Origin of the sequence: Pseudomonas sp. 8AS (assembly GCF_902506505.1) — a bacterium.
Taxonomy (GTDB): Bacteria; Pseudomonadota; Gammaproteobacteria; order Pseudomonadales; family Pseudomonadaceae; genus Aquipseudomonas.
This window is the reverse complement of sequence record NZ_LR733406.1, coordinates 2,049,484-2,062,148: the sequence shown is the minus strand read 5'-3', so window position 1 is coordinate 2,062,148 and position 12,665 is coordinate 2,049,484. Positions and strand designations below refer to the sequence as shown.

General features: G+C 66.3%; 13 protein-coding genes. 9 read left to right on the top strand and 4 right to left on the bottom strand.

Going from position 1 to position 12,665, the window contains the following annotated elements; all coding sequences use genetic code 11:
- Positions 1 to 118: 118 nt before the first annotated feature.
- Positions 119 to 1,501 (top strand): oxygen-independent coproporphyrinogen III oxidase, encoded by a 1,383-nt coding sequence (gene hemN / locus GV001_RS09680; RefSeq protein ID WP_160079417.1) that lies wholly within the window; start codon positions 119 to 121, stop codon positions 1,499 to 1,501.
- Positions 1,502 to 1,554: 53 nt separating this feature from the next.
- On the opposite strand, the gene GV001_RS09675 is transcribed toward hemN, so the two are convergent.
- The gene (locus GV001_RS09675) at positions 1,555 to 1,956 is read right to left on the bottom strand and encodes an Ig domain-containing protein (RefSeq protein ID WP_160079416.1); all 402 of its coding nucleotides are present in this window, start codon (positions 1,954 to 1,956) and stop codon (positions 1,555 to 1,557) included.
- Positions 1,957 to 2,256: 300 nt separating this feature from the next.
- Here GV001_RS09675 and fnr point away from each other — a divergent pair, with 300 nt between their 5' ends.
- The 8 genes from fnr (at position 2,257) to GV001_RS09635 (ending at position 7,592) form a co-directional block, all read left to right on the top strand.
- A complete protein-coding gene (fnr, locus tag GV001_RS09670; RefSeq protein ID WP_160079415.1) occupies positions 2,257 to 2,991 on the top strand; it encodes a fumarate/nitrate reduction transcriptional regulator Fnr in 735 nt (244 codons plus the stop codon).
- A 35-nt stretch (positions 2,992 to 3,026) separates the two neighbouring features.
- On the top strand, positions 3,027 to 3,575 hold the full coding sequence (locus tag GV001_RS09665) for an adenine phosphoribosyltransferase (protein ID WP_160079414.1): 549 nt from the start codon (positions 3,027 to 3,029) through the stop codon (positions 3,573 to 3,575).
- Positions 3,576 to 3,694: 119 nt separating this feature from the next.
- Complete coding sequence (cydP, locus tag GV001_RS09660; protein ID WP_160079413.1) at positions 3,695 to 3,904, top strand: cytochrome oxidase putative small subunit CydP; 210 nt, start codon at positions 3,695 to 3,697, stop codon at positions 3,902 to 3,904.
- Positions 3,901 to 5,466: a cytochrome ubiquinol oxidase subunit I gene (locus tag GV001_RS09655; protein ID WP_160079412.1), complete on the top strand. Its 1,566-nt coding sequence runs from the start codon at positions 3,901 to 3,903 to the stop codon at positions 5,464 to 5,466. The genes cydP and GV001_RS09655 overlap by 4 nt, the downstream gene beginning before the upstream one ends.
- 10 nt (positions 5,467 to 5,476) lie before the next feature.
- Complete coding sequence (gene cydB, locus GV001_RS09650; RefSeq protein ID WP_160079411.1) at positions 5,477 to 6,619, top strand: cytochrome d ubiquinol oxidase subunit II; 1,143 nt, start codon at positions 5,477 to 5,479, stop codon at positions 6,617 to 6,619.
- An 11-nt stretch (positions 6,620 to 6,630) separates the two neighbouring features.
- On the top strand, positions 6,631 to 6,747 hold the full coding sequence (gene cydX, locus GV001_RS09645; protein ID WP_160079410.1) for a cytochrome bd-I oxidase subunit CydX: 117 nt from the start codon (positions 6,631 to 6,633) through the stop codon (positions 6,745 to 6,747).
- A complete protein-coding gene (locus GV001_RS09640) occupies positions 6,737 to 7,039 on the top strand; it encodes a cyd operon YbgE family protein (protein WP_160079409.1) in 303 nt (100 codons plus the stop codon). Before cydX ends, GV001_RS09640 begins: the two co-directional genes overlap by 11 nt.
- Before the next feature lie 127 nt (positions 7,040 to 7,166).
- Positions 7,167 to 7,592: a group II truncated hemoglobin gene (locus GV001_RS09635; RefSeq protein WP_160079408.1), complete on the top strand. Its 426-nt coding sequence runs from the start codon at positions 7,167 to 7,169 to the stop codon at positions 7,590 to 7,592.
- 106 nt (positions 7,593 to 7,698) lie between these two features.
- Here the strand turns inward: GV001_RS09635 and GV001_RS09630 are convergent, their stop codons facing one another.
- The 3 genes from GV001_RS09630 to GV001_RS09620 form a co-directional block, all read right to left on the bottom strand.
- On the bottom strand, positions 7,699 to 8,847 hold the full coding sequence (locus GV001_RS09630) for an acyl-CoA dehydrogenase family protein (protein ID WP_160079407.1): 1,149 nt from the start codon (positions 8,845 to 8,847) through the stop codon (positions 7,699 to 7,701).
- A gap of 52 nt (positions 8,848 to 8,899) precedes the next feature.
- Complete coding sequence (locus GV001_RS09625; RefSeq protein ID WP_160079406.1) at positions 8,900 to 10,102, bottom strand: PepSY domain-containing protein; 1,203 nt, start codon at positions 10,100 to 10,102, stop codon at positions 8,900 to 8,902.
- Between the two features lie 63 nt (positions 10,103 to 10,165).
- Positions 10,166 to 12,640: a TonB-dependent siderophore receptor gene (locus tag GV001_RS09620; RefSeq protein WP_160079405.1), complete on the bottom strand. Its 2,475-nt coding sequence runs from the start codon at positions 12,638 to 12,640 to the stop codon at positions 10,166 to 10,168.
- Positions 12,641 to 12,665: the final 25 nt, after the last annotated feature.

Below are 12,665 nucleotides of genomic sequence, written 5' to 3'. Positions count from 1 at the left end.
GCGCAGCGCGCCGAGCCGCCGAAGCCGTCAGCCACCGCCACCCTGATCCAGGTCAAGACCCGTCTGCCCCGCGCTGCCTAGACTCGCAACCATTGCTTGCCTTTGCAGGGACAACCGCATGCTCGACGCCATCCGCTGGGACACCGACCTGATTCGCCGCTACGATCTGCCGGGCCCGCGCTACACCTCCTACCCGACCGCCGTGCAGTTTCACAGCGATGTCGGCTCGTTCGACCTGCTGCATGCCCTGCGCGACAGCCGCAAGGCCCTGCGTCCGCTGTCCCTGTACGTGCACGTGCCGTTCTGCGCCAACATCTGCTACTACTGCGCCTGCAACAAGGTGATCACCAAGGACCGCGGCCGCGCCCTGCCCTATGTCGAGCGCCTGGAAAAGGAAGCCGCCAACATCGCCTGCCACCTGGACCGCCAGCAGGTGGTCGAGCAGCTGCACTTCGGCGGCGGCACCCCGACCTTCCTCAGTCATGACGAACTGCGCCGGCTGATGGCCCATCTGCGCGAGCACTTCACCCTGCTGGACGACGACTCCGGCGATTACGGCATCGAGATCGACCCGCGCGAGGCCGACTGGTCGACCATGGGCCTGCTCCGCGAGCTGGGTTTCAACCGCGTCAGCCTCGGCGTACAGGACCTCGACCCGGCCGTGCAGCGGGCGATCAACCGCCTGCAGAGCCTGGAGGAGACCCGCGCCATCGTCGAGGCCGCGCGGACCCTGCAATTCCGCTCGGTGAACATCGACCTGATCTACGGCCTGCCCAAGCAGACCCCGGAAAGCTTCGCCCGCACCGTGGCCGAAGTCATCGCCCTGCAACCGGATCGCCTGTCGGTGTTCAACTACGCGCACCTGCCGGAGCGCTTCCTGCCGCAGCGGCGGATCAACAGCGAAGAGCTGCCCGGCCCGGCCGACAAGCTGGCCATGCTGCAGGGCAGCATCGAGCAGCTGACCGCCGCCGGCTACCGCTACATCGGCATGGACCACTTCGCCCTGCCCGACGACGAACTGGCCACCGCCCAGGAAGACGGCACCCTGCAACGCAATTTCCAGGGCTACACCACCCACGGCCACTGCGACCTGATCGGCCTCGGCGTGTCCTCCATCAGCCAGATCGGCGACCTCTACTGCCAGAACAGCAGCGACCTGAGCAATTACCAGCAGAGCATCGACAACGGCCAGCTCGCCACCCTGCGCGGCCTGGTGTGCAATGAAGACGACCGCATCCGCCGTGCGGTGATCCAGCAGTTGATCTGCGAATTCCAGCTGGATTTCCAGCAGATCGAAGAACGTTTCAACATCGATTTCCGCGGCTACTTCTCCAGCCTCTGGCCGCAGTTGCAGCAACTGGCGCGCGACGGCCTGATCGAGCTGAGCGACAAGGGCATCGATGTGCGCCCAGCCGGCCGCCTGCTGGTGCGTTCGGTGTGCATGCTGTTCGACCGCTATCTGGAGCAACAGAACCAGCAGCGGTTCTCCCGGGTAATCTGAGCGGCGGCTGGCCCGGTGCGCGGGGGGCGCGCCGGGCCAGACGCCGAGCAGGTTCAATCCGCCACCAGCACTTCAAGCCGGTACGAGCGCTCGACTTTCTTGCCCACGCACTGGGTGCCGTAGCTACCGGCATAGATCCGCAGCGAATACAGCCCCGGAGTCAGGGGCGTACCGGCAATCACGCCATGGGCAGCACGCTCCGCATGCTCCAGCGTCAGGCCGGCCGGCAGCGGCTGCCCGGGATCGACATGGATGCCGCTCAGCGGCGAGCTGGTGTCGACCACCTCGATGCGCACCCGGTAGGGCTCACCGGCCCGCGCCACCGGCAGCTCCCGGGGCAGGATCTCCATCTCCGGGCGCATCGCGCAGCCGACCAGGGTGTTGGCCACGAACAGCACCTCACAGCCTGCCAGCAGCAGGGCACAGCCGAGTAGCACGAAGAGTTTCAGGGGCATGCCGATCCTTGGCCTGTTTGGGGTGGGCAAAATGCCGCTGCGGCTAAAGCGCACAACGGCGCGCCTATCTTTGCCCGGCAGCGGCCTGGGTGCCAACCGGCACCTGTGTCCTTGCGCCCACGCCAAGCCCTGGCGCTGCGCGGTTTATCCGTAACAACCCGCGCTCCTCTGGCTGGGCACGACGGCCTTATCGGTCGAAACCTGAACGAGCCGTCAGGTCACCGTTCTAGGCTGGCTGATGAACCGGGCATGCGTTACCCTTGCCATCTATGCGTGTTTAGCCAGCAGGAACCCCCCGTGATGCCCGAGACCATCAAGGTGCACACCCCGCACCAGGCCCATTGCAAGGATTGCAGTCTGGCGGCGCTGTGCCTCCCGCTGTCACTGAACCTGGAGGACATGGATGCCCTCGACGAGATCGTCAAACGCGGTCGCCCGCTGAAGAAGGGCGAGTTCCTGTTCCGCCAGGGCGATGCCTTCGCCTCGGTATTCGCCGTGCGCGCCGGCGCGCTGAAGACCTTCAGCCTGAGCGACGGCGGCGAGGAGCAGATCACCGGCTTCCACCTGCCCAGCGAGCTGGTCGGCCTGTCCGGCATGGATACCGAGCTGTACCCGGTTTCCGCCCAGGCGCTGGAAACCACCTCGGTCTGCGAAATCCCCTTCGAGCGCCTGGACGAACTGTCCGTGCAGCTGCCGCAGCTGCGCCGCCAGCTGATGCGGGTGATGAGCCGGGAAATCCGCGACGACCAGCAGATGATGATGCTGCTGTCGAAGAAGACCGCCGACGAGCGCATCGCCACCTTCCTGGTCAACCTGTCCGCGCGCTTCCGTGCCCGCGGCTTCTCGCCCAACCAGTTCCGCCTGGCCATGTCGCGCAACGAGGTCGGCAACTACCTGGGCCTGGCGGTGGAAACCGTCTCGCGGGTGTTCACCCGCTTCCAGCAGAACGGCCTGCTCGCCGCCGAAGGCAAGGAAGTGCACATCCTCGACCCGATCGAGCTGTGCGCCCTGGCAGGCGGCAACGTGGACAGCTGATACCCCGCACAAAACCGGCCGACAGGAATCTGACGATGATCTTCGATGAATTCAGCATCAAATCCCTGATCCGCCCGGTGCCGGACTTCCCCAAGCCGGGCGTGGTGTTTCGCGACATCACCCCGATTTTCCAGTCGCCGCGCGCCCTGCGCATGGTCGCCGACAGCTTCATCCAGCGCTATGTGGAGAACGACTTCAGCCACATCGCGGCCATGGATGCGCGCGGCTTCCTGATCGGCTCGATCATCGCCTACGAGCTGAACAAGCCGCTGATCCTGTTTCGCAAGCAGGGCAAGCTGCCGTCCGAGGTGCTGAGCGAGAGCTACCAGACCGAATACGGCGAGGCGCTGCTGCAAGTGCAGGCCGACAGCCTGTGCGAAGGCGACTCGGTGCTGATCTTCGATGACCTGATCGCCACCGGCGGCACCCTGCTCGCCGCCGCCCGCCTGGTCCGGCGCATGGGCGCCAAAGTCCACGAAGCCGCGGCGATCATCGACCTGCCCGAACTGGGCGGCTCGCAGAAGCTGCAGGACAGCGGCATCGCCGTGTTCTGCCTGACCGCCTTCGAACTCGGCGAGCGGTAAATCTTCCCCGCCCATACTGCGACACTGCGCCACGCCCGAGAGTAACGAGCGTTTGATCAAGATCGAACGCTAATACGTTACTATGGCCAGGCTACAAGCATACTCCACGGGGTATCCGCATGAAGGCCATCCAGCCGTCCATCTGGCGCATTGCGCTGGTCCGCGAAATTGCCGCGATCCTACTGATCAAGCTGGCCCTGCTGTTCGCCATCAAAGCCATCTGGTTCGACGCACCCACCGTGCCCGAAGACGGCCTGAACCGTGTCGCCAATCACCTGCTGGGCAACGCCAGCAGCGAATCCCAACGCACCGAGGAGACACCGAGATGATCTCGGAAACAGTCGTCGACCTGTCACGCCTGCAGTTCGCCATGACCGCGATGTACCACTTCCTGTTCGTGCCGCTGACCCTGGGCCTGGCCTTCCTGCTGGCGATCATGGAGTCGGTCTACGTGATGACCGGCAAGCAGGTCTACAAGGACATGGTCAAGTTCTGGGGCAAGCTGTTCGGCATCAACTTCGCCCTCGGCGTCACCACCGGGCTGACCATGGAGTTCCAGTTCGGCACCAACTGGGCCTACTACAGCCACTATGTCGGTGACATCTTCGGCGCGCCGCTGGCCATCGAGGGCCTGATGGCGTTCTTCCTCGAATCGACCTTCATCGGCCTGTTCTTCTTCGGCTGGGATCGCCTGTCCAGGGTGCAGCACCTGGCCGTCACCTGGCTGGTGGCCATCGGCTCGAACATGTCGGCGCTGTGGATCCTGATTGCCAACGGCTGGATGCAGAACCCGGTGGGCGCCGAGTTCAACTTCGAGACCATGCGCATGGAGCTGACCGACTTCGGCGCCCTGCTGTTCAACCCGGTGGCGCAGGTCAAGTTCGTCCATACCGTGGCCGCCGGCTATGTCACCGGGGCGATCTTCGTCCTGGCCATCTCCAGCTACTACCTGCTGAAGAAGCGCGACCAGGGTTTTGCCCGCCGCTCCTTCGCCATCGCTTCGGCCTTCGGCCTGGCCTCGATCCTCTCGGTGATCGTGCTGGGTGACGAATCCGGCTACGAGATCGGCGACGTGCAGAAGACCAAGCTGGCTGCCATCGAGGCCGAGTGGGAAACCCACCCCGCCCCGGCCGGCTTCACCCTGTTCGGCCTGCCCAACCAGGAGGAGATGCGCACCGACTACGCGGTGAAGATCCCCTACGCGCTCGGCCTGATCGCCACCCGCTCGCTGGATACCGAGGTCAAGGGCATCAAGCAGCTGATTACCGAGCACGAAGTGCGCATCCGCAGCGGCATGCAGGCCTATGCCCTGCTCGAACAGCTGCGTGGCGGCGACAAGAGCGAGGCCAGCATCGCCGCCTTCAACGCGGTCAAGCAGGACCTCGGCTACGGCCTGCTGCTGAAGAAATACACCGCCAGGGTGGTCGATGCCACGGACGCGCAGATCAAGCAGGCCGCGCTGGACACCATCCCCAACGTGTTCAGCCTGTTCTGGACCTTCCGCATCATGGTCGCCTCCGGCTTCCTCATGCTGGCCCTGTTCGCCTGCGCCTTCTGGGCCTCGGCGCGCAAGAACGAGGAGCGCAAACCCTGGCTGCTGAAGTGGGCACTGCTCAGCCTGCCGCTGCCCTGGATCGCCGCGCAGACCGGCTGGTACGTGGCCGAACACGGCCGCCAGCCCTGGTCGATCGGCGAGGTGCTGCCGACCCACTTGTCCACCTCCAGCGTGTCCGCCGGCGATGTATGGGGTTCGCTGATCGCCCTGATCGCCTTCTACAGCCTGCTGCTGGTGATCGAGATGTACCTGATGATCAAGTTCGCCCGCCTGGGCCCGAGCAGCCTGCACACCGGCCGCTACCACTTCGAACAGCTACAGCCGGCCCAGGCCTGAGGAGATCGCCATGTTCGACTATGAAAGCCTCAAGCTGATCTGGTGGGTGCTGGTCGGCGTCCTGCTGATCGGCTTCGCCCTGACCGACGGCTTCGACCTCGGCGCCGCCGCCCTGCTGCCCTTCGTCGGCCGCACCGACCAGGAGCGCCGAGTGGTGATCAACACCATCGCCCCGCACTGGGACGGCAACCAGGTCTGGCTGATCACCGCCGGTGGCGCCCTGTTCGCCGCCTGGCCACTGGTGTATGCCGCCTCGTTCTCCGGCTTCTACTGGGCCATGCTGCTGGTGCTGTTTGCCCTGTTCGTGCGTCCGGTCGGCTTCGACTACCGCAGCAAGCTGGAAAACACCCGCTGGCGCAGCAGCTGGGACTGGGGCCTGTTCGTCGGCGGTCTGGTGCCGTCGCTGGTGTTCGGCGTGGCCTTCGGCAACCTGCTGCTGGGCGTGCCCTTCCAGTTCGACGAGACCCTGCGGGTCAGCTACCACGGTAGTTTCTGGCAGCTGCTCAGCCCCTTCGGCCTGCTCGCCGGGGTGGTCAGCCTGAGCATGCTCATGCTGCACGGCGCCACCTGGCTGATGATGCGCACCGAAGGCGACATCGCCCGGCGTAGCCAGCGTGCCGCGCAGCTAACGGCCCTGATCTACCTGAGCGCCTTCATCGGCGCCGGTGCCTGGTTGTGGCTGGGCGGCATCCAGGGCTACACCCTGGCCGCCGGCCTCGACCCCAATGCGGCAATCAACCCGCTGGGCAAGAGCGTGCTGCACGACAACGCCGGCTGGCTGGCCAACTATGCCAGCTACCCTCTGACCAAGCTGGCCCCGCTGACCGGCATTCTGGGTGGCGTCCTGGCCCTGGCAGCCGCCACCGGCAAGCGTGGCGCCTGGGCCTTCCTCGGCTCCAGCCTGGCCATCAGCGGCACCCTGTGCACCGCCGGCTTCGCCATGTTTCCCTTCATCATGCCGTCGAGCCTGGACCTGAACTCCAGCCTGACCCTGTGGGACGCGGTATCCAGCCACAAGACCCTGGGCATCATGTTCGTCGCGGCCTGCATCTTCGTCCCGCTGATCCTCGTCTACACCCTGTGGTGCTACGCGAAGATGTGGGGCAAGGTCACCACCGGCCAGATCGAACAGAACAGCCACGGGCTTTATTGAGGAGATCGACCATGTGGTACTTCACCTGGATTCTCGGCGTATTGCTCGCCTGCAGCTTCGGCATCATCAACGCCCTGTGGCTGGAAACCACCCAGGACCTCGACACGGAGCCTGCGGGTGACGAGTGAGGCCCGCTCCCTGCTGCAGCGCCCGTGGAGTCGGGCGCTGTCGCTGCTGCTGGCCAGCCCGCTGGCCCTGCTGCTGCTCATCCACCCGGCGGCCATGCTCGATGAGCAGGGCCGCTACAGCCACTCGCTGCTGATGCTGGTGATGATTGGCGTGGCGGGCGGCTTCGTCCACGGCGTCGGCTTCGACCCGTACAATCGCCTCTGGCGCCTGCTGTTCGGCCCGGTCTGCGCCTGGCCGCTGCTGGCGCTGGGCTATGCCCTGCTGGCCAAGGCGCAAGCGCTGCTCGGCTGAGCACCAGCTTTCAGCTTCTCACCCCTTGGAGCGCAAGCCCATCTGCCTGATTCGGCTGCGGCGCCCTGCCCCAGTCCGCCACTCGCGCGGCAGCGGTTACACTGCGTTTTTGCCCGGAGCCCCGTCCATGTCCGATTCCCCGACCTATGGCGTTGGTGACGCCTCCTACCAGGCCGCTGGCGGCATCGACGGCTTGCGCCGCCTGGTCGACGACTTCTATGACCTGATGGAACAGCGCCCGGAGGCTGCGGCCATCCGCGCCATGCACCCGGACAATCTGGATCTCGCGCGCGACAAGCTGGCCTGCTTCCTCAGCGGCTGGCTGGGCGGCCCGCGCCTGTTCAGCGAACGCTACGGCCCGATCGCCATCCCGGCCTTCCACGCCCAGTGGCCGATCGACCAGGCACATAGCCAGGCCTGGCTGGACTGCATGGCCGGCGCCATCGCCCGCCAGCCCTATGCGCCGGATTTTGCCGAATACCTGCTGACCCAGCTGCACGTACCGGCAGCGCGCATCGTCCAGGCCAGCCGCCACAAACACGGCGCGGCGTAACGCAGACAGAAGAAAGCCCCGCCAGGCGGGGCTCTGTTCACGGGCTGAAGCGCCTGTTTGCTGTACAGCAAAACGCCGCAGGCGCCATGCGCACAGGGTCAGTGGCCTACAGGCCCATCTGCTTGCTGATGATCTCGTTCATCACTTCGCGCGTGCCGCCGCCGATGGAGAGGATGCGGTTGTCGCGGTACAGGCGCTCGACCAGCGACTCGCGCATGAAGCCCATGCCGCCGAGGATCTGCGTGGCGTCGTAGGTGATGCGGTCGGAGACGTCGGTGGCGAAGTTCTTGGCCATGGAGATCTCCTTGATCACGCTCTTGCCGGCGGCCATCTTGGCGGCCTGGCGGTAGGTGAACTCGCGCGACACTTCCAGCTGGGTGGCCATCTCGGCCAGGCGGTGCTTGAGCACCTGGAACTTGCCGATCGGCTTGCCGAAGGCCTGGCGCTCGTTAGCCCATTTCAGCGCCTCCTCCAGCGCCAGCTGCGAGGTCATGTTGGCCATGATCGCCAGCGACAGGCGCTCGCTCTGGAAGTTGGCCATGATCCCGGCAAAGCCCATGTTCTCGGCGCCGATCAGGTTGCCCAGCGGCACCTTGCAGTCGTCGAAGAACAGCTCGGCGGTGTCGGAGGCCCACCAGCCCATCTTCTTCAGCGAGCGGCCGACGGTGAAGCCCGGCGTGCCCTTCTCGATCAGCAGCAGGCTGACGCCGCCGAAGCCCTCGCCACCGGTGCGCACCGCCACCGTGTAGTAATCCGCCCTTACCCCGCTGGTGATAAAGGTCTTGCTGCCGGTCACCCGGTAGCAGTCGCCATCGCGCACGGCACGGGTCTTCAAGCTAGCCACGTCGGAGCCGCCGGACGGCTCGGTCACCGCCAGGGCCATGATCTTTTCGCCGGCCAGCACCTGCGGCACCACGCGCTCACGCACCTCCGGACGGGCCCACTTGAGCACCGGAGGCAGGCCGATATCCAGCGAGCCGAGCCCGGCCACCAGGCCGCCGGAGCCGCAGCGCATCAGTTCCTCGCTGGCCGCCACCTTGGCGAACAGGTCGCCCTCGTGGCTGCCGCCGAACTGCTCCGGGTAGCCGATGCCGAGGATGCCTGCGGCGCCGGCCTTGCGGTACAGCTCGCGGGGAAACTCCTCGGCCTCCTCCCAGTCCGCCACGTGGGGCAGGATTTCGCGCTCGACGAAACGGCGTACCGAATCGCGGACCAGTTGATGGGAGTCGTCGAAGTAGTCCTGGAAGGCAGTCATGGGGCAGCTCCGGATAAGGTTGCCACGACCTTAACCGAGCGCTTGCTTGGTTTCAAGAAGGCGTATCGGCCAAGCCCGACGAGGATTGTGCTGCCCGCCGCCGGATGGCGAAGCGCCGCGCCCGTTGCTTGCGCCACCAGATCACCACGCCGGTGACGCTGAGCACGGCAATCGCCAGGCCCAGCACGGCGATCAGCACCCGCCCTGGGAAGCCGAGGATGCGCCCGCCGTGAATCGGCAGCTGCAGCTGGTAGAAGCGCTCGCCGAGCGTGCCCACGCCGGGAATCTCGCGGCCGATCACGCGGCCGTCCTCGCCATCCACGAAGACCCAGGCGTTGCCCTGGTCGCTGGCGTGGTCGCCGAAGCCGGCACCGAAGAAGTTGTACTCGAAGCTGTAGTACAGCTCGGTGACAGGTGCGTGCAGGCCCAGGCGATCGCCCTCCTCCCGCGCCAGCCGGTAGGCCTGGCGATGATCCAGACGCAGCTCGCCCAGTTCATCCTTCGGCAGGCGCCCGCGCGCTTCATAGGTACTCAGCGGCACCTCGGAGAACAGCGACACCAGCGGCTTGAACACCTCGGCCGGCAGGTTCATGGCCACGCTGCTGACCGCCACCGGGGTCAGCAGCAGCCACAGCCACAGGCCACCGGCACGGTGCAGGTCGTGGTTGAGGCGCTGGCGCTTGATCTGCCAGGCCTTGCCCCACTTGCGCCAGAACGGCCGGCCGCGGGGCAGGGTCAGCCACAGCGAAACCAGGCAATCGAGGGTCCAGAGGATGGCCACCAGGCCCATCAGCAGGATGCCCCAGTTGCCGGGCAGGCTGAGGTTGTAGTGGAACTCCAGGATAAAGGGCACCAGGTTCTCCCTGGAAAAGCAGCAGGCGCCCCACTCCCGCTCGCCCAGCACGCGGCCGTCCGCCGGGTCGAGGTAGAACACCCGGGGCGCCAGCGCATAGGGCTGGCCGCTGGCCGGATCGGTGCGCGGCACGGTGGCCAGCAGCGCCGAATGGCCGGGCTCGTCCGGCTGCTCCAGGTACCAGACCAGGCGCTGCGGCTGGCTGGCCTCGAAGCGCTCGATCAGTTCGGGGCCGTCCAGGCGCGCCGTGGTGGCGCGATCGGTCTGATAGAACTGCGGGTTGAGCCACTCGTCCAGCTCGTGGTGGAAGGCCAGCACGCTGCCGGTCAGGCCGGCCAGGGCGAGGAATATCGCGGTGGCCAGGCCCAGGTAGCGGTGCAGCAGGACCAGGAGGTTGCGCATGATGTACTTCCGTCTTGCAGACAGCAGAAGACCGCCGCCCCTCGCGAGGCGGCGGTCGGTTCGTCAGAACTTCTGGGTGACGCTGGCCACCACGCTGCGCTCCTCGCCCAGGTAGCAGGCATTGGCCGAGTAGCAGGAGGCCACGTAGTACTCGTCGGTGAGGTTGTTGGCATTGACCCGTAGCGAGGTGCCCTGCAGGCCGACGTTGGCCAGGTCATAGCTGAGCGCCGCATCGAACAGGGTGTAGGCCGGCACCTCGAAGTCGTTGAGGTCGCTGCCGTAGCTCTCGCCCACGTAGCGTGCGCCGGCGCCGAGGGTCAGGCCGGCCAGCAGGCCGTCCTTGAAACCGTAGTCGGCCCACAGGCTGGCCATCTGCTCGGGGGTCTGGTACGGCGTGTTGCCCTTGGCATCGACCACCCCGCCGAGGGCGTCGAAGACGAAGTAGGACTTGCTGTACTCCACGTCGTTGTAGGTGTAGCTGCCCATCAGCTGCAGGTTGTCGCTGACCTGCACCCGCGCCTCCAGCTCCACGCCCCTGGACTCCACGCCGCCGACGCCCTTGTACTCGTAGCTGTCGGTGAAGCTGTTCTCCTTGGCGAACAGGTTCTCCATCTCGATGGTGAAGAATGAGAGGGCGTACAGGTCGTCGCTGCCCGGCGGCTGGAACTTCAGGCCGGCTTCCCACTGCTCGCCGGTGGTCGGCTTGAGGATCTGCGCGCCGTCGGAGTAGTTGGAAGTCGGGTTGAACGAGGTGGAGTAGCTGACATAGGGCGACAGACCATTGGCGAAGGCGTAGAGCACGCCGAGATGGCCGCTGAGCTTGTCGCCGGTGTTGGCGTCCTTGCTGCCCTGGCGATAGTCGTCGATGGACACGTCGTACCAGTCCTGGCGCAGGCCGGAGCTGAAGTTCCAGCCGCCCAGCTCGATCAGGTCCTGGATATACAGGCCGGCCTGCTTCTGCCGGCGCAGCGCCTCGCTGGCGGTGGCCAGAGCGGACAGGTCGTTGGGGCTGTAGACCGGGTCGAACACGTCGATCGGGGTCACCGAGCTGTAGTCGCGGTCGTAGCGCACCTTGTTCTTCGAGTACTGGTAGTCCAGGCCGGTGACGACGATGTGCTGCGCCGCGCCGGTGGCGAAGTCGGCCTGCAGCAGGTTGTCGACGATCCAGGCATGCAGACTCTCCTCGCCGCCGCTGAAGCCGCGGTACAGCTGGTTGCTGCTCGGGCTCAGGTAGCCGCTGGCCCAGACCTGGCTGTTCTCGGTGCTGGCGTCCAGGTAGCGGAAGTTCTGCCGCGCACTCCAGGTGTCGTTGAAGCGGTGCTCCAGCTCGTAGCCGAGCATCTGCTGGGTACGGGTGAATTCTTCCAGCTCCGGATCGCCCTCGAAGAAGCTGGCGGAGATGCGCTCGCCGTTGCGCTTGTGCAGGGTGCCGGAAGCCGGCGCGCTGCCGTGGTAGCCGCCGTTGGGGTCGTGCTGCAGGTAGGCGTAGAGGTTCAGGTAGGTGTCGTCGCTGAGGTTCAGCGCCAGACTGGGCATCAGCGCGTAGCGGGTCTCCTCGACATGCTCGACCTGCACGTCGCTGTCCTTGGCCAGGCCGACCAGGCGGTAGGCGAGCTTGTCGCTGAGCGGGCCGGTGACGTCGAAGGCGGTCTGCTTGTAGTCGTGGCTGCCATAGGACAGGTCGATGCGCCCGGCCTGCTCGAACTCCGGGCGCTTGGTCGTCAGCGCGGCCAGACCGCCCGGGTTGCTGCGCCCGTAGAGCACCGAGGACGGCCCCTTGAGCAGGTCGATGCGCTCGATGAAGTAGGGGTCGATCTGCAGGCTGGTGAACGAGCCCGGGTCGCCCATGGACTTCAGGCCGTCGATGATGATGTTGTCCACCGAGCCGTCGTTGATCCCGCGCATGGCCAGGTAGTCGTAGCGGTGGGTGTTGCCGTAGGGATTGGTGAGCACGCCGGCGGTATAGCGGGCGGCCTCGGCAACGGTGCGCGAGCCCTGCTTCTCGATCTGTTCGCGGGTGACCACGGACACCGCCTGGGAGATCTTGACCAGCTCCTTGCTGGTCTTGGTCGCCACGCTGCTGTGGGTGGCGTTGTAGCCGTCCATGCTGCCCAGCGCATTGCCCAGGGCGAAACCTTCCACCGTGGTGGCCGGCAGGGCCAGGCTGCTGCCCGCCTCCAGGGCAATCAGCGAATAGCCGCCGCGGGCATCGCGCAGCACCTGCAGGCCGCTGCCCTGCAGCAGCCGGGCCAGGCCCTCGTCGATGGCGAACTGGCCCTGCAGGCCCTGGGTCTGCTTGCCGGCGGTGAGCTGGCCATCGACCGCCAGGAGAATCTGCGCCTCGCTGGCGAAGCGGCTCAGCGCGGTGGACAACGCACCGGCCGGGATCGCGTAGCTGCGCAGCGCCTGCTGGCTGTCCGCGGCCTGGGCCAGGCCGGCCAGGCCCGGCATAAGGGTCGCCAGCGGCATGGCCAGCAGGGCGACGCGGACGGCGCGGCGCAGCGGCTGCAGCACGGGACGAGTGGATGGGGTATGCATGAATGACCTCGCGAGCTCGGTTGAA

Bases quoted from the DNA above. Each gene is read 5' to 3' on its own strand.
- GV001_RS09625 (WP_160079406.1), bottom strand. From the start codon at position 10,102: ATGCGCAACCTCCTGGTCCTGCTGCACCGCTACCTGGGCCTGGCCACC.
- cydP (WP_160079413.1), top strand. From the start codon at position 3,695: ATGAAGGCCATCCAGCCGTCCATCTGGCGCATTGCGCTGGTCCGCGAA.
- GV001_RS09620 (WP_160079405.1), bottom strand. From the start codon at position 12,640: ATGCATACCCCATCCACTCGTCCCGTGCTGCAGCCGCTGCGCCGCGCC.
- GV001_RS09630 (WP_160079407.1), bottom strand. From the start codon at position 8,847: ATGACTGCCTTCCAGGACTACTTCGACGACTCCCATCAACTGGTCCGC.
- GV001_RS09675 (WP_160079416.1), bottom strand. From the start codon at position 1,956: ATGCCCCTGAAACTCTTCGTGCTACTCGGCTGTGCCCTGCTGCTGGCA.
- hemN (WP_160079417.1), top strand. From the start codon at position 119: ATGCTCGACGCCATCCGCTGGGACACCGACCTGATTCGCCGCTACGAT.
- GV001_RS09665 (WP_160079414.1), top strand. From the start codon at position 3,027: ATGATCTTCGATGAATTCAGCATCAAATCCCTGATCCGCCCGGTGCCG.
- GV001_RS09635 (WP_160079408.1), top strand. From the start codon at position 7,167: ATGTCCGATTCCCCGACCTATGGCGTTGGTGACGCCTCCTACCAGGCC.
- GV001_RS09655 (WP_160079412.1), top strand. From the start codon at position 3,901: ATGATCTCGGAAACAGTCGTCGACCTGTCACGCCTGCAGTTCGCCATG.
- cydX (WP_160079410.1), top strand. From the start codon at position 6,631: ATGTGGTACTTCACCTGGATTCTCGGCGTATTGCTCGCCTGCAGCTTC.
- cydB (WP_160079411.1), top strand. From the start codon at position 5,477: ATGTTCGACTATGAAAGCCTCAAGCTGATCTGGTGGGTGCTGGTCGGC.
- fnr (WP_160079415.1), top strand. From the start codon at position 2,257: ATGCCCGAGACCATCAAGGTGCACACCCCGCACCAGGCCCATTGCAAG.